This window comes from Martinezella rhizogenes, from assembly GCF_000799715.1.
Classification (GTDB): Bacteria; Pseudomonadota; Alphaproteobacteria; order Rhizobiales; family Rhizobiaceae; genus Rhizobium; species Rhizobium rhizogenes_C.
In genome coordinates this window covers 97,769-117,805 of record NZ_JUHG01000003.1, presented here as the reverse complement: position 1 = coordinate 117,805, position 20,037 = coordinate 97,769, and the positions used below count along the sequence as shown (strand labels likewise).

The following is a 20,037-nucleotide window of genomic DNA, read 5'->3' as shown; positions in this document are numbered from 1 at the left end:
TGTGTTTCCCGTCAGGGCTGGATACGATCAAGATAGGAATTCAGGCTTCGGCATCGAGCGTCTCGATCACCACATTATGGTTGGTGTAGACGCAGATGTCGGCGGCGATATCGAGGGCGCGGCGAGCGACCTCTTCGGCGGATTTGTCGGTATCCATCAGCGCGCGCGCGGCGGCGAGCGCAAAATTGCCGCCGGAGCCAATCGCCAGCGCGCCGTGTTCCGGCTCAAGCACATCGCCGTTGCCGGTGATGGCGAGTGTCACGCTCTTGTCGGCAACCAGCATCATGGCCTCGAGGTTGCGCAGATATTTGTCCGTGCGCCAATCCTTGGCGAGCTCGACGGCCGCGCGCATCAGCTGGCCGGGATATTGTTCGAGCTTCTTTTCAAGCCGCTCCAGCAGCGTGAAGGCATCGGCGGTCGCGCCGGCGAAACCGGCGATCACATCGCCCTTGCCGATGCGGCGAACCTTGCGGGCATTGCCCTTCATTACGGTCTGGCCAAGACTGACCTGGCCGTCACCGGCCATCACAACCTTGCCGCCTTTGCGAATAGTCACAATTGTCGTCATGTAACACCTGTTTGCCCCCATTCTGGCGGGCTTTCTGCCGGGCCGCGTTTCGGCCCCGTCGTGATCTATGTAAGAGGGCTTTTTAGGATTGCAAATGTCGCCGGTTCGGGAATGACGCCTGTAAGCCGGCTAGAGAAGTTCCTCGTGACTTAACTTCTGGATATTTGCCGATGTGCCTGATAAGGAACGGCCGTCATCCCGATGGAGCAGCCCATGGCAGAGACTGTAGCGAGCCGCACGGCAAGCGTTTCCCGCAAGACCAACGAGACCTCGGTCTCCGTATCCGTCAACATCGACGGCAGCGGCAAGTCGACCATTTCGACGGGCGTCGGTTTCTTCGACCATATGCTGGAGCAGCTGTCGCGACATTCGCTGATCGACATGGAGATCGACACCAAGGGCGACCTACATGTCGACGATCACCATGCCGTCGAAGATACCGGCATCGCCATCGGCCAGGCCATTTCCAAGGCGCTGGGCGACCGGCGCGGCATCACACGTTATGCCTCGATCGATCTCGCCATGGACGAGACGATGACGAAGGCGGCCGTCGATCTCTCGGGCCGGCCCTTTCTCGTCTGGAACGTCGCCTTCAGCGCGCCGAAGATCGGCACCTTCGATACCGAGTTGGTGCGCGAATTCTTTCAGGCTTTGGCGCAGAATGCCGGCATCACGCTGCATATTCTCAACCATTATGGCGCCAACAATCACCATATAGCCGAGACATGCTTCAAGGCCGTTGCCCGCGCGCTGCGCACGGCAACCGAGATCGATCCGCGGCAGGCAGGCCGTGTGCCCTCGACAAAGGGCACCCTCGCCTGAGCCCCATCAAGGGGAAGTGAAGAGATGGCAAGCTATCTGATTTTGACGCCACCCGGCGGGCCGGACGGTAACCAGGACAAGACGCGCTTCATTCGCGACGGCTTTTCATGGTGGGCCTTTCTGTTTCCAACGCTGTGGATGCTTTACCAACGGCTATGGCTGCATGCCGCCGCCGCCTTTCTGCTGCAGGGCATCGCGCTGGAACTGATCCGCCGGCCGGGATTTTTCGCCGCCGGTATCGCGATCCTCATCGGCGTGCGCATTCTTGCGGCGCTCGAAGGTCCGAACGCCGTCTACCGCCGCCTTGCCGACGCCGGATGGAAGACGGAAGGTTTGGTTTCGGCCCATAATCTGGCGACAGCGGAAGAAATCCATTTCTCGGGCATCGAGCCGAAGGCGCAGGAGAATATCCGTGCGAACAACTGGGATATCCCTTCTTATCCAAACAATAATTCCGGCCGGGGCGGATCGACATTCGGTCTTCCCGGCTATGATGGAGGACGCTGAGTATGCGCGTCGCAATTATCGACTATGGCTCGGGCAATCTGCGCTCGGCCACCAAAGCCTTCGAACGCGCTGCCCGCGAAGCCGGCATCGACGCCGAGATTGATCTCACCGACGATGCCGAACGCGTCGCCACGGCTGATCGCATCGTGCTTCCCGGCGTCGGCGCCTATGCCGATTGCCGCCGCGGGCTCGACGCGGTTTCCGGCATGGCGCAAGCCGTGATCGATGTCGTGGAACACAAGGCCCGCCCCTTTCTCGGGATCTGCGTCGGCATGCAGCTGATGTCGTCGCGCGGGCTGGAAAAGACGATCACGCAAGGCTTCGGCTGGATCAAGGGCGACGTCAAGGAGATGACGCCGAGCGATCCAAGCCTGAAGATCCCGCAGATCGGCTGGAACACGCTGGATCTGAGGCACCCGCATCCGCTCTTCGACGGCATTCCGACCGGGCCGGACGGGCTGCACGCCTATTTCGTGCACTCCTACCATCTGGCCGCCGATCATGCCGACGATGTGATTGCCACGACCGGCTATGGCGGCGCGATGACCGCTTTCGTCGGCCGTGACAACATGGCCGGCTCGCAGTTCCACCCGGAAAAAAGCCAGAAGCTCGGCCTTGCCCTAATTGCTAATTTCCTGCGCTGGAAGCCGTAAGGCTCGCGCGGAAGAAATGGAAAAAGTAAAATGATCTTGTTCCCCGCCATCGACCTAAAAGACGGCCAGTGCGTGCGTCTGAAGCTCGGCGATATGAACCAAGCGACAGTCTACAACCCGGATCCGGCGGCCCAGGCCAAGGCCTTCGAGGACCAGGGCTTCGAATGGCTGCATGTGGTCGATCTCAACGGCGCCTTTGCCGGCGAAACCGTCAACGGTGCTGCCGTCGACGCCATCCTCAAGGCGACGAAGAACCCGGTGCAGCTTGGTGGCGGCATCCGCACGCTCGACCATATCGAGAACTGGCTGGCGCGCGGGCTCACCCGCGTCATCCTCGGCACCGTCGCCGTGCGCGATCCCGCGCTGGTGATCGAGGCTTGCAAGAGATTTCCGGGCCATGTTGCCGTCGGCATCGACGCCAAGGGCGGCAAGGTGGCGGTCGAGGGCTGGGCGGAAGCCTCCGAACTCGGCATCATCGAACTGGCGAAGAAATTCGAAGGCGCCGGCGTTGCCGCGATCATCTATACAGATATCGACCGCGACGGCATTCTGACCGGCATCAACTGGGCTTCGACGCTGGAACTGGCCGATGCCGTTTCCATTCCCGTCATCGCGTCTGGCGGGCTCGCCTCGATGGACGATATCCGCCGCATGGTCGAACCGGATGCGCGCAAACTGGAGGGTGCGATTTCCGGCCGCGCCCTTTATGATGGCCGTATCGATCCGAAGGAGGCCCTGGCGCTGATCAAGGCGGCCAAGGCGAAGGAGATCGCGCAATGACCCTGAAAGCCCGCGTCATCCCCTGCCTCGACGTCAAGGACGGCCGCGTCGTCAAGGGCGTCAACTTCCTCAATCTCGTCGATGCCGGCGATCCGGTGGAAGCTGCCAAGGCTTATGATGCCGCCGGTGCCGACGAGCTTTGCTTCCTCGACATCACCGCCTCTTCCGACAATAGGGAGACGATCTTCGATGTCGTCGCCCGCACCGCCGAGCAATGCTTCATGCCGGTGACGGTCGGCGGCGGCGTTCGCGCCATCGCAGATATCCGCAAGCTGCTGCTCTGCGGCGCCGACAAGGTGTCGATCAACTCGGCGGCGGTGAACAATCCGGATTTTGTCGCTGAAGCGGCCGACAAGTTCGGCAATCAATGTATCGTCGTCTCGATCGACGCCAAGCGGCGGCGCACCGAGGCCCTCGGCGGCGACAATCAGAGCGCCTGGGAAATCTATACCCATGGCGGCCGTAACGCGACCGGCATCGACGCCGTCGATTTTGCCCGCAGGATGGTCGAGCGCGGCGCCGGCGAACTGCTCGTCACCTCGATGGACCGCGACGGCACCAAGGTCGGCTACGACCTGGAGCTGACGCGGGCGATTGCGGATGCGGTGCGCGTGCCCGTCATCGCATCGGGCGGCGTCGGCGATCTCGACGATCTCGTTGCCGGCATCAAGGAAGGCCATGCGACCGCCGTGCTCGCGGCCTCGATTTTCCACTTCGGCACCTATTCGGTCGGCGAAGCAAAACGGTATATGTCGGAACATGGCATCGCCATGCGGCTCGACTAGGGAGGACAACGACGGATGAGCGGATTTACCCTTTCCGACCTCGAAAGGATCGTCGACGAGCGCTCCAAGGCGCCGCCGGAGGAATCCTGGACGGCTAGGCTATGCGCCGCCGGCCAGCCGAAAGCCGCAAAGAAGCTGGGCGAGGAAGCGATCGAGGCCGTGATGGCCGCCGTGACCGGCGATCGCGACAATCTCACCTATGAGGCAGCCGATTTGCTTTATCATCTTATGGTCGTATTGAAGATAGCGGGCATTCCGTTGCAGAATGTCATGGGTGAGCTCGAAAGGCGCACCGCTCAATCCGGCCTTCAGGAAAAGGCAAGCCGGTAGAACGCGATGACAATAGCGACCAAAACCCCGACCACACCCGAGACGCTCGATATTTTTCAGGCGAAAGCCTATTCGCCCTATTACTTCTTCTCCACGGAAGAATGGGCGAAATTCCGGGCCGATACGCCGCTGACCCTGACCGCCGACGAAGTGACGCGGCTGCGCTCCATGGGCGACCCGATCGATCTCGACGAGGTCCGGCGCATCTATCTTTCGCTATCGCGGCTTTTGTCTTCGCATGTCGAATCCTCGCAGATCCTGTTCGAACAGCGCAACCGCTTCCTCAGCCTCAACGGTGTCGCCAAGACGCCTTTCGTCATCGGCATCGCCGGCTCGGTCGCCGTCGGCAAATCGACCACGGCCCGTATTCTGAAGGAACTGCTGCGCCGCTGGCCGTCGAGCCCGAAGGTCGACCTGATCACCACCGACGGTTTTCTCTATGCGAATGCCGAATTGCAGCGCCGCAACCTGATGCAGCGCAAGGGCTTTCCGGAGAGCTACGATACTGCCGCCCTGCTGCGCTTTCTCTCGGCGATCAAGGCCGGGCAACCGGATGTCAAGGCGCCCTGCTATTCGCATCTCGTCTATGACGTGCTGCCCAACGAATACAAAACCGTCGACCGGCCGGATATCCTGATCTTCGAAGGCATCAACGTGCTGCAATCGCGGCACCTGCCGGCGGACGGCAAGATCGTGCCGATGGTCTCGGACTTCTTCGACTTCTCGATCTATATCGATGCGGACGAAGATCTCATCCACAATTGGTATGTCACCCGCTTCATGCGGCTGCGCGAAACTGCCTTCCGCGATCCGCACTCCTTCTTCCACCGCTATGCCTCGATCACCGAGGAAGAGGCTCTCGGGATTGCCGAGGGGCTCTGGAAGAACATCAACCTGAAGAACCTGCGCCAGAACATCCTGCCGACCCGCCCGCGCGCCGACCTGATCCTGCGCAAGGGCAAGAACCATCTGATCGAACAGGTGGCGCTCAGGAAGCTTTAAGTCGCGGCTCTTCTGCCGCAACCGTCATTTCGGCGTCTGGCGACCGTTTGTCGCGCAGGATGCGTGTAAGCATCCATGCGGCGAGCCCCGCAGGTATCAGAACCCCGAGCGAAGCTATCTGCCCGGCAACCTGATGATTGAACAGCGGGTAAAGCCAGGCGATACCGAGAAAGACCAATGAGCTCCGGTAGTTGAAGAAAAAATACGCGATGGCGACACTCATGGGAATCATGTCGTAGGAATAGCCATAGGGTGTGGTGATCAGCGTCAAGATAGCGGTGAGGCAGACTTTGGTCGGATGATCGACGGCGGTCTTGCCGCGCCAGAGCCATAGGGTTGCGGCGATGGCGGCGACGGAAAAGACCGCTTGAAATGAGTAGGAAGCGGCAAGGCCGAGCCCCAGGGACCGTGCCAGCATGAAGAATGTCGTGGCGTTGACCTGATAGCCTTGCGGATAAGGCGCTTCCAGGATCGCCGTCATCAGCGGGCGCGTCTCGGTCAAAAACAGCAACCAGACATTGAAGCCGAATAGCAGGCCTGTCACGATCACCAGGACAAGCGCCGTCACGGCAGCCGAAAGAATGGCGCGGTAATTTCCGCTGGCAAGCAGGCAAAAAGGCACAAGGATGCCCAATTGCGGTTTGACGGTTAGCAGGCCAAAGAGAATACCGGCGATGATTGGCCGGCCCGGAGCAAGAAGCAGCCCGGATAGCAGAAGTGCTGCGGTCAGCGCGCCGTTTTGCCCGAAGATCGCGTCCATGACGGCCGCTGGCGAAACAATGATGAGCATCCGCGCCCACCAAGCCAGATTGAGCGGTTTCGTCGCCAGGAAGAGCAGGAACAGCGTTCCTAGTGTCCAGAAGAGATAGGCGACGAAAATCGGCAATCCGGCGAAGGGGATACCGATCAACAGCATGGAAGGCGGGTAGCTCCACTCTTGATTCGGCAACAGGGGCGACAGGAGCATACGAAGCTCCTGCCGATAGGCCTCGACATCAAAGAGATGGGCCACATCGCCCTTCAGCGCCATCAGCGTGCCAGCCCAGAGATTGGTGAAATCCCAATAAGGCAGACGGCCGGAGATGATGGAGAATCCGTCCGGCGTCAGGGTCCATTGGGATATCTCGAAATGAAGACTGCGCGCCAATCCCAGGACAACGATTAGAGCCGCAAAAATCAGCTCCGATCTTGTTCTCAACCTTACCACGATCGCCCCCAAATCGCTTCGTTTTTCAAATACGCTTATGAGGTCACTCGCCTTAACGTCAGGTTTATACGACCACCGCTTTTCAGTAGCGTCGAAGTTGCAGGATGGATGCGGTCGACGCCATGGAAACAGAGCCTGCCCTCGCCACCGAGGACGACAATATCGCCGCTGGAGAGCTTGAAGGATAGCGTGCGATCATTGCGGTTGAGCCCGCCAACGCGGAAGAGGCAGGTGTTGCCGAGCGAGATCGACAGCACAGGTGCCGCCAGATCCTGTTCGTCGCGATCCTGATGCAGGCCCATGCGGGCATCGTCATTGTAGAAATTAACAAGACAGGCTTCGGGCGGCTTTTCATAGCCGGCTATGTTGAACCAGAGATCGAGCAATTGCGGTGGCATCGCCGGCCATGGCTTGCCTGTTGCAGGATGGTTCGGCTGATAGCGATAGCCGCGCTGCTTGTCCGTCACCCAGCCAAGCGCCCCGCAATTGGTCATCCGCACCGACATCTCCTTGCCGGTGCCGGGCATTGCCGGCGTGTAGAGCGGCGCCTCGGCCACGACGGCGCGGATGGCTTCGACCAAGGCTTCCTGTCTGGGGCGGTCGAGATAGCCGGGCAGATGGCGAATTCCGTTGGGAAGAAGCATCGATGTGTTCCTGATGATGCCGGTCAGGTGAGTATGCCGACGCCGCACCTTTGTGCCTGGCCCCTCACCCCCGCCCTCTCCCCGCAAGCGGGGCGAGGGAGTCTATCTTGCCTCAAGCCAGTCTCACTATTTCGCACGGTCGTCCCTTCTCCCCGCGTGCGGGGAGAAGGCTAGGATGAGGGGCCAGGCAGAGAGTTGCGGTGACACAAGACTCACCTGACAAGCCCCTACTTTACCCCAGACAAACCAAAACCACAGCCCGAAAGCCTAGTCACCACCCGGCTTGCCACGCATCTTCTTGACTTCCGACCGGCCGGATTTTTCCTTCAGGCGCCGCTCGATCGAGCCTTTGGTCGGCTTGGTCTTCTTACGTGGCGGTGGCGGCGGAGCAGCGGCTTCGAGGATCAGCTCTTTCAGCCGTTCGCGCGCATCCTCGCGATTGCGGTCCTGGCTGCGGAAACGGCTGGCCTCGATCATCAGCACGCCGTCCTTGGAGACGCGGCGACCGGCGAGCCTGACGGCATTGGCCTTGACGCGATCGTTAAGCGACGGCGAATTCACGAGACCGAAGAAGAGCTGGACTGCGGTTGCGACCTTGTTGACGTTCTGCCCGCCGGGACCGCCCGCCAGAACGAATTGTTCCGTCAGTTCCCAGCCGGCAATGGTGATCCGGTCGTTGATGTAAAGCGCGTCGCTGGCCATGGTTTTCTCCGCGCCTGTCTATCCCATATTGTTCGGCGGTTGAAAACAGCATGGCCGCAAAATGAAACCCCGGCAGACCAGCTGCCGGGGTTTCACGTGAGTCATCAATGCGGTGCGACCGATTATTCCGCCGCGACAGGCATGCCGGGTGCTGCGTCGCGGACGTTTCCGTCGACGTGATCCTCGAACTTGGCGAAGTTCGACACGAACATCTGCACAAGCTTGGCCGCCTGCGCATCATAGGCCTGGCCGTCGGCCCAGGTGGAACGCGGGTCGAGAATGGCAGTGTCGACGCCTTCGACGGCGACCGGGACGGCAAAACCGAAATTCGGATCGATGCGGAACTCGGCGTTGTCGAGGTCGCCCTTCAAGGCTGCGGCCAACAGAGCGCGCGTCGCCTTGATCGGCATGCGGCGGCCGGTGCCGTAGGCGCCGCCGGTCCAGCCGGTGTTGACGAGCCAGCAACCGGCGCCATGGCGAGCGATCAGCTCCTTCAGCAGATTGCCGTATTCGGTCGGGTGGCGCGGCATGAAGGGGGCGCCAAAGCAGGTCGAGAAGGTCGCTTCCGGCTCGACGACGCCCTTTTCCGTGCCGGCAACCTTGGCGGTGTAGCCGGAGAGGAAGTGGTACATTGCCTGGTCTGGCGTCAGCCTGGCGATCGGCGGCATGACGCCGAAGGCATCGGCCGTCAGCATGATGATCGTCTCGGGATGGCCGGTCATGCCGGACGGCGAGGCGTTCGGGATGAAATCCAGCGGATAGGCGCTGCGGGTGTTTTCCGTCAGCGAACCGTCGTCGAGATCCGGTACGCCATGCTCGTCGAGCACGACATTTTCCAGCACCGTGCCGAAGCGACGGGTCGTTTCATAGATTTCAGGCTCTGCCTCGGCCGACAGGCGGATGGTCTTGGCGTAGCAGCCGCCTTCGAAGTTGAAGATGCCGTTTTCGCCCCACCCATGCTCGTCGTCACCGATGAGCGTGCGGGTCGGATCGGCCGACAGCGTCGTCTTGCCGGTGCCAGACAGGCCGAAGAAGATCGCGGCATCCCCTTCCGGGCCGACATTGGCCGAGCAGTGCATCGGCATGACGCCGCGCTCCGGCAGAAGATAGTTCAGCACGGTAAAGACCGACTTCTTCATTTCGCCGGCATAGGACGTGCCGCCGATCAGGACGATGCCGTTGACGAGGTCGCAGGCGATCACCGTTTCCGTGCGGCAGCCATGACGCTCGGGATCGGCACGGAAGCTCGGCAGGTCGATGATGGTCAGCTTCGGTGCGAAGCTTTCCAGCGCCGAGCGCTCGGGGCGGATAAGGAGGTTGCGGATGAACAGCGAGTGCCAGGCGAATTCGGTGACAACCCGCGTCGGCAGTGCGTAGTCATGATCGGCGCCGCCGATCAGGTCCTGAACGAACAGATCCTTGCCGTGCACATGCGCCAGCATGTCCTTGTGCAGCAGCGCGAAATGCTCCGGCGACATCGGCTTGTTGTTGTCCCACCAGATCTGGTCTTCGGTGGTTTCGTTGCGGACGACGAACTTATCCTTCGGCGAACGGCCGGTATGTTGCCCGGTCAATGCCCGCAGCGCGCCATGAGCGGTCAGATCAGCTTCACGCCGACGAATCGCTTCCTCGTAAAGATGGGACTCCAGGAGGTTATAGCGCACGCTGGCGGCGGCTCCCAAACCGATCGAGTCGAGTTCGATTGCGGGATTACGGACGCCGAATTGCTCCATCGCTTCATTCCTCTACAGGGCCGTGGCCGTTAAACTAAATGAAACCTAGTGGCGTCTTTTTAAAAGCACAAGAGCAAATATCGAGAAATATCGAATGATATCAGTCATTTAATCGATTTAGATAAATATCAATAATTTTAAATCGTTTGAATGTGCGCCATCGAGACGTTTGGTCGCACAACTCCAGGTCAGGGTTTTTCCCGTTCAACAATCCACCCCTTTATCTTTGCCACAATTTGTTCCACCTTTATCCCCATAAGCGCGCCAGGTTATCGCCAACCGAGCTGGCAACCCACCTGGGCTGGTTTCCAAATCCGGGAGACGCGCAATAATGACGGAGACGAACACCATGTTGACAATCGCGCTCGTAGACGACGACCGCAATATCCTGACTTCCGTGTCGATTGCCCTGGAAGCTGAAGGATATAAAGTCGAAACCTACACCGACGGCGCTTCCGCGCTCGATGGTCTGCTCGCCCGGCCGCCGCAACTGGCGATCTTCGACATCAAGATGCCGCGCATGGACGGCATGGAGCTTCTGCGCCGCCTGCGACAGAAGTCCGATATACCGGTGATCTTCCTGACCTCGAAGGATGAAGAGATCGACGAGCTCTTCGGCCTGAAGATGGGCGCCGACGACTTCATCACCAAGCCCTTCTCGCAGCGCCTGCTGGTCGAGCGCGTCAAGGCCGTGCTTCGCCGCGCCTCCGCCCGCGAAGCGGCAAACAATGCCGGCGGCAGCGCAGCGCCGAAGCCGGGCGCCACCCAGCAGGCCCGTTCGCTGGAACGCGGCCAGCTTGTCATGGACCAGGAACGCCATACATGCACCTGGAAAGGCGAACCGGTGACGCTGACCGTCACGGAATTCCTGATCCTGCACTCGCTGGCGCAGCGCCCAGGCGTCGTGAAGAGCCGCGATGCCCTGATGGATGCCGCCTATGACGAGCAGGTCTATGTCGACGACCGCACCATCGACAGCCACATCAAGCGGCTCCGCAAGAAATTCAAGATGGTCGATCTCGATTTTGATATGATCGAAACGCTGTATGGCGTCGGCTATCGCTTCCGCGAAGCTGCCTAGAGCCAGGTGATTTTAGGTCGAATAGACCTAAAATCTGAATCCGCTCTAGAGAAAAATAGAGCATGATGGCGTCCGAAAACCGCTTACACTTTTCGGCATCATGCTCGAATAGTTAACTGGACCATGCGGCAGGCAATGGAATAAGAGCATGCGGGCGGGATCGGCGATCCCGCTCTTCGAAAGGGCCGTTGGCTTGGCACAGCTGGTGCAGCACAGAGATATCGACGATGCGGAAAACTCGAGCGGTGCCAAAATCGCCCGCCGCCGGTGGACTCACCCCTTTACGCTGATCCGCCGTATCTTCGGTAATGCCGTCTTTTCCAGCCTGACGCGGCGCATCCTGTTTTTCAATCTTGCCGCTCTCGTCGTTCTCGTCGGCGGCATCCTCTATCTCAATCAGTTCCGCGAGGGCCTGATTGACGCGCGCGTCGAAAGCCTGCTGACCCAGGGCGAGATCATCGCCGGCGCGGTCTCGGCATCCGCCTCGGTCGACACCAACTCCATCACCATCGATCCGCAGAAGCTGCTGGAGCTGCAGGCCGGGCAGAGCATCACCCCCGTCCCGAACGACGAGGACCTGGAATTCCCGATCGATCCGGAAAAGGTAGCACCTGTACTGACGCGGCTGATCTCGCCGACGCGCACCCGCGCCCGCATCTTCGACGCCGACGCCAACCTGCTGCTCGACAGCCGCCATCTCTATTCCCGTGGCCAGGTGCTGCGCTACGACCTGCCGCCGGTCGACGACGAGAAGCAAAGCTGGTCGGACTGGTTCAGCGGCCTGCTCAACAAGATGCTGCAGCCGGGCAACCTGCCTGTCTATAAGGAAGCACCCGGCGGCGACGGCTCGATCTATCCGGAAGTGATGAATGCGCTGACCGGCGTGCGCGGTGCTGTCGTGCGCACCACGGAAAAGGGCGAGCTGATCGTTTCGGTCGCCGTGCCGATCCAGCGTTTCCGCGCCGTCCTCGGCGTGCTGCTGCTATCCACCCAGGCCGGCGATATCGACAAGATCGTCCATGCCGAGCGTCTCGCCATCATGCGCGTCTTCGGGGTAGCGACGCTGGTCAACGTTGTCCTGTCGCTGCTTCTGTCGTCCACCATCGCCAATCCGCTGCGCCGGCTTTCGGCCGCCGCCATCCGTGTCCGCCGTGGCGGCGCCAAGGAGCGTGAGGAAATTCCGGATTTCTCCGCCCGCCAGGACGAGATCGGCAACCTGTCGATCGCACTGCGCGACATGACCTCGGCGCTCTACGACCGTATCGACGCGATCGAGAGTTTCGCCGCCGATGTCAGCCATGAATTGAAGAACCCGCTGACATCGCTGCGCAGCGCCGTCGAGACGCTGCCGCTTGCCAAGAGCGACGATTCCAAGAAGCGGCTGATGGACGTAATCCAGCACGACGTGCGCCGCCTCGACCGGCTGATCAGCGACATTTCCGACGCATCGCGTCTCGATGCCGAACTCGCCCGCTCGGACGAGAAATCCCTCGACCTCGAAGTGCTGCTGCGCGACATGATCGATATTTCCCGGCAGGTCGGACACAGCAAGAAGTCGGTCGAGATCGAGTATATCGTCGACCGCAAGCCTGGGGCGAAAACCAAATTCACCGCCAACGGCCATGACCTGCGCATCGGCCAGATCATCACCAATCTCATTGAAAATGCCCGTTCCTTTGTCGCGAAGGAGACCGGAAAGATCACGGTCCGGCTGACGCGCACGAGAACGCGTTGCGTCATCTATATCGAGGATAACGGCCCGGGCATTCAGGCTGAGAATATCGACCGCATCTTTGAGCGCTTCTATACAGACCGGCCGGAAGTGGAAGATTTCGGCCAGAATTCAGGCCTTGGCCTGTCGATCAGCCGGCAGATCGCCGAAGCGCATGGCGGATCGCTGCGCGCGGAAAACATCGTCGACGGCGACGGCGCGACGCTGCTCGGCGCCCGCTTCATCCTGTCGCTGCCCGCCGAAACACCGGCATGAGCACCGAGACGACCAATATCCACGCGACCGCAATCGTCGTCGGCAAGACCGGCCTTCTGTTTCTTGGGGCCTCGGGCAGCGGCAAGTCTTCGCTTGCCTTTTCCTGCCTCGCAGCCGCCAAGCCGCTCGGCCTAGCTGCGGCCCTTGTTGCCGACGATCAGGTTTTTATCACGAGTCGGGACGGCGCCGTCATCGCCGAATGCCCGCCTTCGATCGCCGGCCTGATGGAGATCCGCTACACCGGTATCGTGCGGCTTCCTCATGTTTCCGAGGCCGAAATGCATTTCGCCATACGCCCGGTCGATCCGGCAACGGCCGAGCGGCTTCCGCCCGAGAATGAGCAGGTCGATGTCACCGGATCCATCCGCCTGCCGCTGATCCGGCTCTCGGCAATATCGATTAATCCGCTCGCCGCAATTATGGCAAAAATCGCTGTGGATTTAGATTAATCGGCTATTCTCGCCTCTACAGCCGCGCAATTATCGTATTTTAAGCTTGCACTTCGTCTTTTCATCGCCAAGATGTCCCCCCACTGGTGGACGACATTGCTGCATTGCGATATGGCCCACCTGTTTGCGTGTGCGATGGGAGCAGTAATATCATGATCGGACTTGTGCTTGTCACTCATGGCAAGCTAGCTGAAGAGTTTCGGCATGCGGTCGAGCATGTCGTTGGTCCGCAGAAGTTCATAGAGACGGTATCGATTGGTCCCGAAGACGACATGGACAAGCGGCGGCAGGATATCCTGCAGGCCGTGACCAGCGCTGACGATGGACATGGGGTCATCATTCTGACCGACATGTTCGGCGGTACTCCCTCCAATCTCGCGATCTCCGTCATGAATAGCGGCCATACCGAGGTCATTGCCGGCGTCAACCTGCCGATGCTGATCAAGCTCGCAGGCGTGCGCGGCGACAACAACATGGAGAGAGCCCTGGTCGAAGCTTCCGAGGCCGGGCGCAAATACATCAACGTGGCCAGCCGCGTGCTCAGCGGCAAATGACGAGACAAACATCCTACCCATGACCGCGCTCTCCCGGGAACTTCTGATCATCAACAAGCGCGGCCTCCATGCCCGCGCCTCCGCAAAATTCGTCCAGACCGTAGAAGCCTATGACGCCACCATTACCGTCTCGAAGGACGGGACCACGGTGGGCGGCAACTCGATCATGGGCCTGATGATGCTGGCGGCCAGCCCCGGCTGCAGCGTGGTGGTAACCGCCAGCGGCAAGCAGGCCACCGAAGCACTCGAGGCGCTGGACAGACTTGTCGCCGACAAGTTCGGCGAAGAGATGTAAACCCTTAGGGCTTAGCCCCACATTGGGATATAAAGACATAAAGACTTCTTTATATCATTATTGATTTCCGGCCTGAAGACTGCTACACGGCATCATCCTGCACGCAATAACGTGCAATTTTGTTGCCTTCGGCCGAGGTATTCGCCTTCGGTACGATTGCATCGTTCAGGCTGGAGACCCTTCATGAGCACTGAAAACGACTACGTCGTCGCGGATATCGGCCTTGCCGACTTCGGCCGCAAGGAAATCACGATCGCCGAAACCGAAATGCCGGGCCTGATGGCTTGCCGCACAGAATTCGGCGAAACGAAGCCGCTCAAGGGCGCGCGCATCACCGGCTCGCTGCACATGACGATCCAGACCGCCGTTCTCATCGAGACGCTGGTCGCTCTCGGCGCCGAGGTTCGCTGGGCCTCGTGCAACATCTTCTCGACCCAGGACCATGCCGCCGCCGCAATCGCCGCTTCCGGCGTTCCGGTCTACGCCATCAAGGGTGAAAGCCTCGAAGACTACTGGATCTACACCGACAAGATCTTCCAGTGGGCCGACGGCGGCCTCTCCAACATGATCCTCGACGATGGCGGCGACGCCACCATGTATATCCTGCTCGGCGCCCGCGCCGAAGCCGGCGAGGATGTCCTCTCCGATCCGCATTCGGAAGAAGAAGAAATCCTCTTCGCGCAGATCAAGAAGCGTCTGGCGGCATCGCCGGGCTGGTTCACCAAGCAGCGCGACGCCATCAAGGGCGTGACCGAGGAAACCACCACCGGCGTCAACCGTCTGTACCAGCTCAGCCAGAAGGGCCTGCTGCCCTTCCCGGCGATCAACGTCAACGACTCCGTCACCAAGTCGAAGTTCGACAACAAGTACGGCTGCAAGGAATCGCTGGTCGACGGCATCCGCCGCGCCACCGACGTGATGATGGCCGGCAAGGTCGCCGTCGTCTGCGGCTATGGCGACGTCGGCAAGGGATCTGCCGCCTCGCTCTCCGGCGCCGGCGCCCGCGTCAAGGTCACGGAAGTCGATCCGATCTGCGCGCTCCAGGCTGCCATGGACGGCTATGAAGTGGTTCTGCTCGAAGACGTCGTCTCCAGCGCCGACATCTTCATCTCCACCACCGGCAACAAGGACGTCATCCGCATCGACCATATGCGTGCGATGAAGGACATGGCGATCGTCGGCAACATCGGCCACTTCGACAACGAGATCCAGGTTGCGGCTCTGCGTAACCTCAAGTGGACGAACGTCAAGCCGCAGGTCGACCTGATCGAGTTCGCCAAGGGCAACCGCATCATCCTTCTGTCCGAAGGCCGCCTCTTGAACCTCGGCAATGCCACCGGCCATCCGTCCTTCGTGATGTCGGCTTCCTTCACCAACCAGACGCTGGCGCAGATCGAACTCTTCACCAAGCCCGACCAATACCAGAACCAGGTCTACGTGCTGCCGAAGCACCTCGACGAGAAGGTTGCGCGCCTGCATCTCGGCAAGCTCGGCGTGAAATTAACCGAGCTTTCTGGCGAGCAGGCTGCGTATATCGGTGTGACGCCGCAGGGCCCGTTCAAGTCCGACCACTACAGATACTGATCTAACGATCTATATCCACAACATCTTGTGGCCCCGGCATTGACAAATGCCGGGGCTTATTTTTTGGCCGGCTCCCTTCCCGGCGATTCCCTTAGGCAGTATTGTTTTTAGACTTGATTCGTGACGAACCGGGGCTTCCTCGGAGCCATGAAATGGGATGTCTTGTCGAGATGCGGCACATTATGGGACGGAGACAGACCGCTTATGTCTGAAGCGAACGACAACCTGCTTGAGTCGGCGATGCCCGAAAAGGCATCCGCGCGGCGGCGGCAGGGCGGCGCATATATGCTTTTACCGTGGATGAAGCGGCGCGGGGATATGCGCCCATTGGCCTCGTTGACGCGCCTGCTGCGCCTCAGCATTTTTGGTGGCATTGCGACCAGCCTGGCGGGTCCTGTTCTCGCACAGACCAGCACAGCTGCGCCGGCGGTGGTCCGTCTCTTCACCTCCTCCGAAATGGCAGTCTTCTCCGTCATCATAGGCGTGATCTCGGCAGCACTGCTGTCGACCGTCTGGATGGTCCGCCAGCGCGGCAATCTGGAAAGCGAGAGCCGCGAAATCCGCACGGCCCTTTCCGATGCCAACCAGCGCATCTCGCAATATCAGGCGCTGATCGCCGACAAGAACCGCCGCATCATCATCTGGGATGGCCAGAACGCGCGACCGGAGCTGCTGGGCCAGCTGCCCGTCGAGACCGGCGCGCCGCAGGACAACGAGTTTCTCGCGTTCGGCCGCTGGCTGAAATCCTGGTCGGCCGGCGAGCTGGAAAAGGCGATCGACAAGCTGCGCGGCAGCGGCCAGAGCTTCGACATCGTGGTCGAAACGAGCCGCGAAGAGATATTGGAGGCCCAGGGCCGCATCTCCGGCGGCCGCGCTTTCGTCCGCTTCATCGCGCTCAACAATCTGCGCGCCGAACTGGCCGAACTGAAGATCGAGCGCGAACGGCTGATGACCTCGATCTCCGCCTTCCAGAACCTGCTCGACGCCATCGACCTGCCGGTCTGGCAACGCGACGCCGACGGCCAGCTCAGCTGGGTCAACCATGCCTATGGCGAAGCTGTCGAGGCCGTGTCGCCGGATGTAGCCATTCGCGAAAGCCGCGAATTTCTGACCACCGTCGCCCGCGAGCGCATTCGCGCCTCCGCGACGCCGGAATCGCCTTTCCACGACAAGATTTCCACCGTCGTTCACGGTAACCGCACCTTCTTCGACGTCATCGACGTCAAGTTGCCGAACGGTTCGGCCGGCATGGCCATCGACGTTTCCGAGACGGAGACAGTGCGCGCCGAGCTGGAACGCACGCTGAAGAGCCACGCCGAAACGCTCGATCATCTGGCAACACCGGTTGCGATCTTCGACGGCGACCGGCGGCTGCAATTCTACAATCAAGCCTTCGTCCAGCTCTGGGAACTCGATATCGCCTTCCTGGAGAAGAAGCCCGACAATAGCGAGCTGCTCGACCGGCTTCGCAGCGCCAAGAAGCTGCCGGAACAGCTGAACTGGAAGACCTGGAAAGACGGCGTTCTCTCGGTCTACCGCGCGCTCGACACGCAATCCGATCTCTGGCACCTGCCGAACGGCCAAATCCTGCGCGTCTTCGCCACGGCCCATCCGCAGGGTGGCGCCACCTGGGTGTTCGAAAACCTGACCGAACAGGTCGATCTCGAAACGCGCTACAACACGCTGGTCAAGGTGCAGGGCGAGACCATCGACCACCTTTCCGAAGGTGTGGCCGTGTTCGGCCCCGATGGCCGCATTCGCCTCTCCAACCCGGCGTTCCGCATATTGTGGAACATCACCGAAGTTCAGGCAAAGCCCGGCACGCATATTCAGACGCTGGCCGAAGCCTGCACGCCCTCCTATGACCGGCCGGACGGCTGGAAGCGGTTTGCCGAGCAGATCACCAGCTTCGACGACGAACGTCCGTCGTCTCAGGGAACACTGGAGCTCTATTCCAACCTCGTCCTCGACTATGCCGTCATTCCGTTGCCGAACGCGCAGACCATGCTGACCTTCGTCAACAAGACCGACAGCGTGCGGGCCGAACGAGCGCTCACCGAAAAGAACGAAGCGCTGCTGAAGGCCGACGAGCTGAAGAACGATTTCGTCCAGCATGTGTCCTACGAGCTGCGCTCGCCGCTGACCAACATCATCGGCTTCACCGATCTCCTGAAGACACCCGGCATCGGCTCGCTGAACGACCGCCAGGCGGAGTATATCGACCATATCTCCACCTCGTCCGCGGTCCTGCTGACGCTGGTCAACGACATTCTCGATCTGGCGACCGTCGATGCCGGCATCATGCGGCTGAACTATTCCGAGATCGCGCTCGACGACCTTCTTGACGAAGTGTCGATGCAGATCGCCGACCGGCTGCAGGAAAGCGGCGTGACGCTAGAAATCACCGTCCCGGCTCATCTTGGCTCGGTCGTCGCCGACCAGCAGCGGCTGAAGCAGATTCTGCTCAAGCTTCTGACCAATGCCGCCAATTTTGCCCCCGAGGGATCGACCATCGCGCTCAAATGCGGACGCGATGGCACGGATTTCATCTTCTCGGTAGCCGACAAGGGTCCGGGCATTTCAGAAGAGATCATGCGCACGGTGTTCAACCGCTTTGCCTCCAGCGGCAAGGGCGGTAAGCGCAGCGGCGCGGGCCTCGGCCTCTCCATCGTCGAAAGCTTCGTCAGCCTGCATGACGGCCAGGTCTCGATCGAAAGCCAGCCAGGCAAGGGAACCACGGTCAACTGCCGGATCCCTTCCGCCGAATCGCCACGCTCCGTCGCAGCAGAATGATAGCAGAAAACACCAGCATCTCCCTTTTCCTGACAGACGACGCGGCGACCACACGGCTCGGCGAGGATCTGGCGCTGGCATTGAAGGCCGGCGATTGCGTGGCGCTGTCGGGTGATCTCGGCGCGGGCAAATCCTCACTGGCCCGCGCACTCCTGCGCGCCATGGCAGACGACGCCGAACTGGACGTTCCGAGCCCGACCTTCACGCTGGTACAATCCTACGAACTGCGCATTCCGGTCTCGCATTTCGATCTCTATCGCCTGGGCGATGCCAGTGAGCTTGCCGAACTCGGCTTCGATGAGGCGCTGCAAACCGGCATCTGCCTGGTCGAATGGCCGGAAATGGCAGAAAGCGAGCTGCCGAAGGAACGCATCGACCTCAAGCTGGAGCATGAAGCCGAAGGACGAAGGGCGACAATCACGGCGCCTGCCAGGCAATTGGCCCGCATCCAGCGCGTTTTGGCGATTCGCGCCTTCCTTGATGCCAACGGTTATGCGAAAGCCGAGCGCCGGTTCCTCACCGGCGATGCGTCGCTCCGCGCCTATGAATCGATCTATCCGCAGGGCGGCGGCAAACGCGTGATCCTGATGGACTGGCCGCGCCTGCCGGAGGGACCGGCAGTGCTCGACGGCAAGCCCTATCCCAAGGTCGCGCATCTGGCCGAAGACGCCTATCCCTTCGTCGCGATCGCCGATGAGCTACGCAAAAACGGCTTTGCCGCGCCGGAGATCTTCGCGGTCGATTACCACCAGGGCATCCTGCTGATCGAGGATCTCGGCATCGACGGCGTGCTCGACGATGACGGCAGGCCAATTGCCGAGTGTTACCGCGCCAGCGTCGCCTGTCTCGCCCATCTGCACGGCTTGACCATTCCGAGGGACATTCCCGTCACGCCGGACCATATCCATCATGTGCCCGATTTCGACCGCACGGCCATGAAGATGGAAGCGCGGCTGCTGATCGACTGGCATCTGCCCTGGAAACGCGGCACGCCGGCTAGTGACGAAGAGCGCGCCGACTATCTGGCGATCTGGGACGCTCTGATCGATCAGTTGGACGGCGCTGAAAAGAGCCTGCTGCTGCGCGATTTCCACTCACCGAACATTATCTGGCGGGCGAAGGAAAAAGGCATCCAGCGTATCGGCCTTATCGATTTCCAGGATGCAATGGTCGGGCCAACGGCCTACGACCTCGCCTCGATCATCCAGGATGCGCGTGTCACCATCGAACGGCCCCTGCATGACCAGCTGATGGACGATTACCTGTCGCTCCGGCGTGCCCAGGGCAATTTCGATGAAGCCAAGTTCCTGAAGAGCTGGGCGATCATGTCGGCGCAGCGCAATTGCAAGCTCGCCGGCCTCTGGGTACGGCTGTTGCAGCGCGACGGCAAGCCCGGCTATCTGAAGCATATGCCGCGCACGCTCGGCTATCTCGCCATCGCTTTCGAGCACGAAGCGCTTGCCCCCTTGCGCGACTGGTGCGCGAAGGCTGGAATAAGCGAAGCATAGCGCCCGAGACCGGGCGACGGTTTTCCGGCGGTATGCTAAAGGAAGACAGCCAA

At 60.7% G+C, this 20,037-nt stretch carries 20 protein-coding genes; 15 read left to right on the top strand and 5 right to left on the bottom strand.

From position 1 onward, the window contains the following. Positions 1–40: 40 nt before the first annotated feature. Positions 41–568, bottom strand: a complete 528-nt coding sequence (gene hslV, locus EX00_RS02800; RefSeq protein ID WP_047453909.1) for an ATP-dependent protease subunit HslV — start codon at positions 566–568, stop codon at positions 41–43. 213 nt (positions 569–781) lie between these two features. Here hslV and hisB point away from each other — a divergent pair, with 213 nt between their 5' ends. From hisB to coaA, 7 genes are read left to right on the top strand one after another with little or no spacing between them, the layout of a single operon-like run. After that, complete coding sequence (gene hisB / locus EX00_RS02795; protein WP_047453908.1) at positions 782–1,390, top strand: imidazoleglycerol-phosphate dehydratase HisB; 609 nt, start codon at positions 782–784, stop codon at positions 1,388–1,390. A 24-nt stretch (positions 1,391–1,414) separates the two neighbouring features. After that, positions 1,415–1,897, top strand: coding sequence for a DUF2628 domain-containing protein (locus tag EX00_RS02790; protein WP_047453906.1), 483 nt, complete (start codon positions 1,415–1,417; stop codon positions 1,895–1,897). A 2-nt stretch (positions 1,898–1,899) separates the two neighbouring features. After that, positions 1,900–2,550, top strand: coding sequence for an imidazole glycerol phosphate synthase subunit HisH (gene hisH / locus EX00_RS02785; RefSeq protein ID WP_047453904.1), 651 nt, complete (start codon positions 1,900–1,902; stop codon positions 2,548–2,550). Positions 2,551–2,580: 30 nt separating this feature from the next. Beyond that, complete coding sequence (gene hisA, locus EX00_RS02780; protein WP_047453902.1) at positions 2,581–3,330, top strand: 1-(5-phosphoribosyl)-5-[(5-phosphoribosylamino)methylideneamino]imidazole-4-carboxamide isomerase; 750 nt, start codon at positions 2,581–2,583, stop codon at positions 3,328–3,330. Further along, the gene (gene hisF / locus EX00_RS02775; protein WP_007698552.1) at positions 3,327–4,115 is read left to right on the top strand and encodes an imidazole glycerol phosphate synthase subunit HisF; all 789 of its coding nucleotides are present in this window, start codon (positions 3,327–3,329) and stop codon (positions 4,113–4,115) included. Before hisA ends, hisF begins: the two co-directional genes overlap by 4 nt. A 15-nt stretch (positions 4,116–4,130) precedes the next feature. Next, complete coding sequence (locus tag EX00_RS02770; RefSeq protein ID WP_047453900.1) at positions 4,131–4,445, top strand: phosphoribosyl-ATP diphosphatase; 315 nt, start codon at positions 4,131–4,133, stop codon at positions 4,443–4,445. Between the two features lie 6 nt (positions 4,446–4,451). Further along, entirely contained in the window at positions 4,452–5,447 is a 996-nt protein-coding gene (coaA, locus tag EX00_RS02765) for a type I pantothenate kinase (protein ID WP_047453898.1), read from the top strand. Here the strand turns inward: coaA and EX00_RS02760 are convergent. The 4 genes from EX00_RS02760 to EX00_RS02745 form a co-directional block, all read right to left on the bottom strand. After that, positions 5,434–6,594, bottom strand: a complete 1,161-nt coding sequence (locus tag EX00_RS02760; protein ID WP_234708956.1) for a glycosyltransferase family 87 protein — start codon at positions 6,592–6,594, stop codon at positions 5,434–5,436. The two genes, coaA and EX00_RS02760, sit on opposite strands and share 14 nt — an antisense overlap. 95 nt (positions 6,595–6,689) lie before the next feature. After that, complete coding sequence (locus EX00_RS02755; RefSeq protein WP_047453896.1) at positions 6,690–7,298, bottom strand: alpha-ketoglutarate-dependent dioxygenase AlkB family protein; 609 nt, start codon at positions 7,296–7,298, stop codon at positions 6,690–6,692. Positions 7,299–7,565: 267 nt separating this feature from the next. Next, a complete protein-coding gene (gene arfB, locus EX00_RS02750; protein WP_047453894.1) occupies positions 7,566–8,000 on the bottom strand; it encodes an alternative ribosome rescue aminoacyl-tRNA hydrolase ArfB in 435 nt (144 codons plus the stop codon). Between the two features lie 122 nt (positions 8,001–8,122). Continuing rightward, entirely contained in the window at positions 8,123–9,733 is a 1,611-nt protein-coding gene (locus EX00_RS02745) for a phosphoenolpyruvate carboxykinase (RefSeq protein WP_047453892.1), read from the bottom strand. A gap of 349 nt (positions 9,734–10,082) precedes the next feature. Here EX00_RS02745 and EX00_RS02740 point away from each other — a divergent pair, with 349 nt between their 5' ends. The 8 genes from EX00_RS02740 (at position 10,083) to tsaE (ending at position 19,984) form a co-directional block, all read left to right on the top strand. Next, positions 10,083–10,814, top strand: coding sequence for a response regulator transcription factor (locus EX00_RS02740; protein ID WP_193561730.1), 732 nt, complete (start codon positions 10,083–10,085; stop codon positions 10,812–10,814). 148 nt (positions 10,815–10,962) lie between these two features. Beyond that, positions 10,963–12,801 (top strand): sensor histidine kinase, encoded by a 1,839-nt coding sequence (locus EX00_RS02735; protein ID WP_047453889.1) that lies wholly within the window; start codon positions 10,963–10,965, stop codon positions 12,799–12,801. Continuing rightward, positions 12,798–13,250, top strand: coding sequence for an HPr kinase/phosphorylase (locus EX00_RS02730; protein WP_047453887.1), 453 nt, complete (start codon positions 12,798–12,800; stop codon positions 13,248–13,250). The genes EX00_RS02735 and EX00_RS02730 overlap by 4 nt, the downstream gene beginning before the upstream one ends. A gap of 152 nt (positions 13,251–13,402) precedes the next feature. Continuing rightward, positions 13,403–13,804, top strand: coding sequence for a PTS sugar transporter subunit IIA (locus tag EX00_RS02725; protein WP_042475150.1), 402 nt, complete (start codon positions 13,403–13,405; stop codon positions 13,802–13,804). A gap of 19 nt (positions 13,805–13,823) precedes the next feature. Beyond that, positions 13,824–14,099, top strand: coding sequence for an HPr family phosphocarrier protein (locus tag EX00_RS02720; RefSeq protein WP_047453884.1), 276 nt, complete (start codon positions 13,824–13,826; stop codon positions 14,097–14,099). Between the two features lie 183 nt (positions 14,100–14,282). Beyond that, positions 14,283–15,683, top strand: coding sequence for an adenosylhomocysteinase (gene ahcY / locus EX00_RS02715; protein WP_047453882.1), 1,401 nt, complete (start codon positions 14,283–14,285; stop codon positions 15,681–15,683). 285 nt (positions 15,684–15,968) lie between these two features. Further along, complete coding sequence (locus EX00_RS02710) at positions 15,969–18,476, top strand: PAS domain-containing sensor histidine kinase (RefSeq protein ID WP_404944004.1); 2,508 nt, start codon at positions 15,969–15,971, stop codon at positions 18,474–18,476. Beyond that, positions 18,473–19,984 (top strand): tRNA (adenosine(37)-N6)-threonylcarbamoyltransferase complex ATPase subunit type 1 TsaE, encoded by a 1,512-nt coding sequence (tsaE, locus tag EX00_RS02705; RefSeq protein ID WP_047453880.1) that lies wholly within the window; start codon positions 18,473–18,475, stop codon positions 19,982–19,984. The genes EX00_RS02710 and tsaE overlap by 4 nt, the downstream gene beginning before the upstream one ends. Positions 19,985–20,037 lie beyond the last annotated feature (53 nt).

Excerpts from the sequence above, each read along its gene's own strand:
- arfB (WP_047453894.1), bottom strand. The coding sequence starts at position 8,000 with ATGGCCAGCGACGCGCTTTACATCAACGACCGGATCACCATTGCCGGC.
- EX00_RS02770 (WP_047453900.1), top strand. The coding sequence starts at position 4,131 with ATGAGCGGATTTACCCTTTCCGACCTCGAAAGGATCGTCGACGAGCGC.
- EX00_RS02790 (WP_047453906.1), top strand. The coding sequence starts at position 1,415 with ATGGCAAGCTATCTGATTTTGACGCCACCCGGCGGGCCGGACGGTAAC.
- hisA (WP_047453902.1), top strand. The coding sequence starts at position 2,581 with ATGATCTTGTTCCCCGCCATCGACCTAAAAGACGGCCAGTGCGTGCGT.
- EX00_RS02740 (WP_193561730.1), top strand. The coding sequence starts at position 10,083 with ATGTTGACAATCGCGCTCGTAGACGACGACCGCAATATCCTGACTTCC.
- hisB (WP_047453908.1), top strand. The coding sequence starts at position 782 with ATGGCAGAGACTGTAGCGAGCCGCACGGCAAGCGTTTCCCGCAAGACC.
- coaA (WP_047453898.1), top strand. The coding sequence starts at position 4,452 with ATGACAATAGCGACCAAAACCCCGACCACACCCGAGACGCTCGATATT.
- hisF (WP_007698552.1), top strand. The coding sequence starts at position 3,327 with ATGACCCTGAAAGCCCGCGTCATCCCCTGCCTCGACGTCAAGGACGGC.
- ahcY (WP_047453882.1), top strand. The coding sequence starts at position 14,283 with ATGAGCACTGAAAACGACTACGTCGTCGCGGATATCGGCCTTGCCGAC.
- EX00_RS02725 (WP_042475150.1), top strand. The coding sequence starts at position 13,403 with ATGATCGGACTTGTGCTTGTCACTCATGGCAAGCTAGCTGAAGAGTTT.
- tsaE (WP_047453880.1), top strand. The coding sequence starts at position 18,473 with ATGATAGCAGAAAACACCAGCATCTCCCTTTTCCTGACAGACGACGCG.
- hslV (WP_047453909.1), bottom strand. The coding sequence starts at position 568 with ATGACGACAATTGTGACTATTCGCAAAGGCGGCAAGGTTGTGATGGCC.
- EX00_RS02735 (WP_047453889.1), top strand. The coding sequence starts at position 10,963 with ATGCGGGCGGGATCGGCGATCCCGCTCTTCGAAAGGGCCGTTGGCTTG.
- EX00_RS02710 (WP_404944004.1), top strand. The coding sequence starts at position 15,969 with ATGCTTTTACCGTGGATGAAGCGGCGCGGGGATATGCGCCCATTGGCC.
- EX00_RS02745 (WP_047453892.1), bottom strand. The coding sequence starts at position 9,733 with ATGGAGCAATTCGGCGTCCGTAATCCCGCAATCGAACTCGACTCGATC.
- EX00_RS02720 (WP_047453884.1), top strand. The coding sequence starts at position 13,824 with ATGACCGCGCTCTCCCGGGAACTTCTGATCATCAACAAGCGCGGCCTC.
- hisH (WP_047453904.1), top strand. The coding sequence starts at position 1,900 with ATGCGCGTCGCAATTATCGACTATGGCTCGGGCAATCTGCGCTCGGCC.
- EX00_RS02730 (WP_047453887.1), top strand. The coding sequence starts at position 12,798 with ATGAGCACCGAGACGACCAATATCCACGCGACCGCAATCGTCGTCGGC.
- EX00_RS02755 (WP_047453896.1), bottom strand. The coding sequence starts at position 7,298 with ATGCTTCTTCCCAACGGAATTCGCCATCTGCCCGGCTATCTCGACCGC.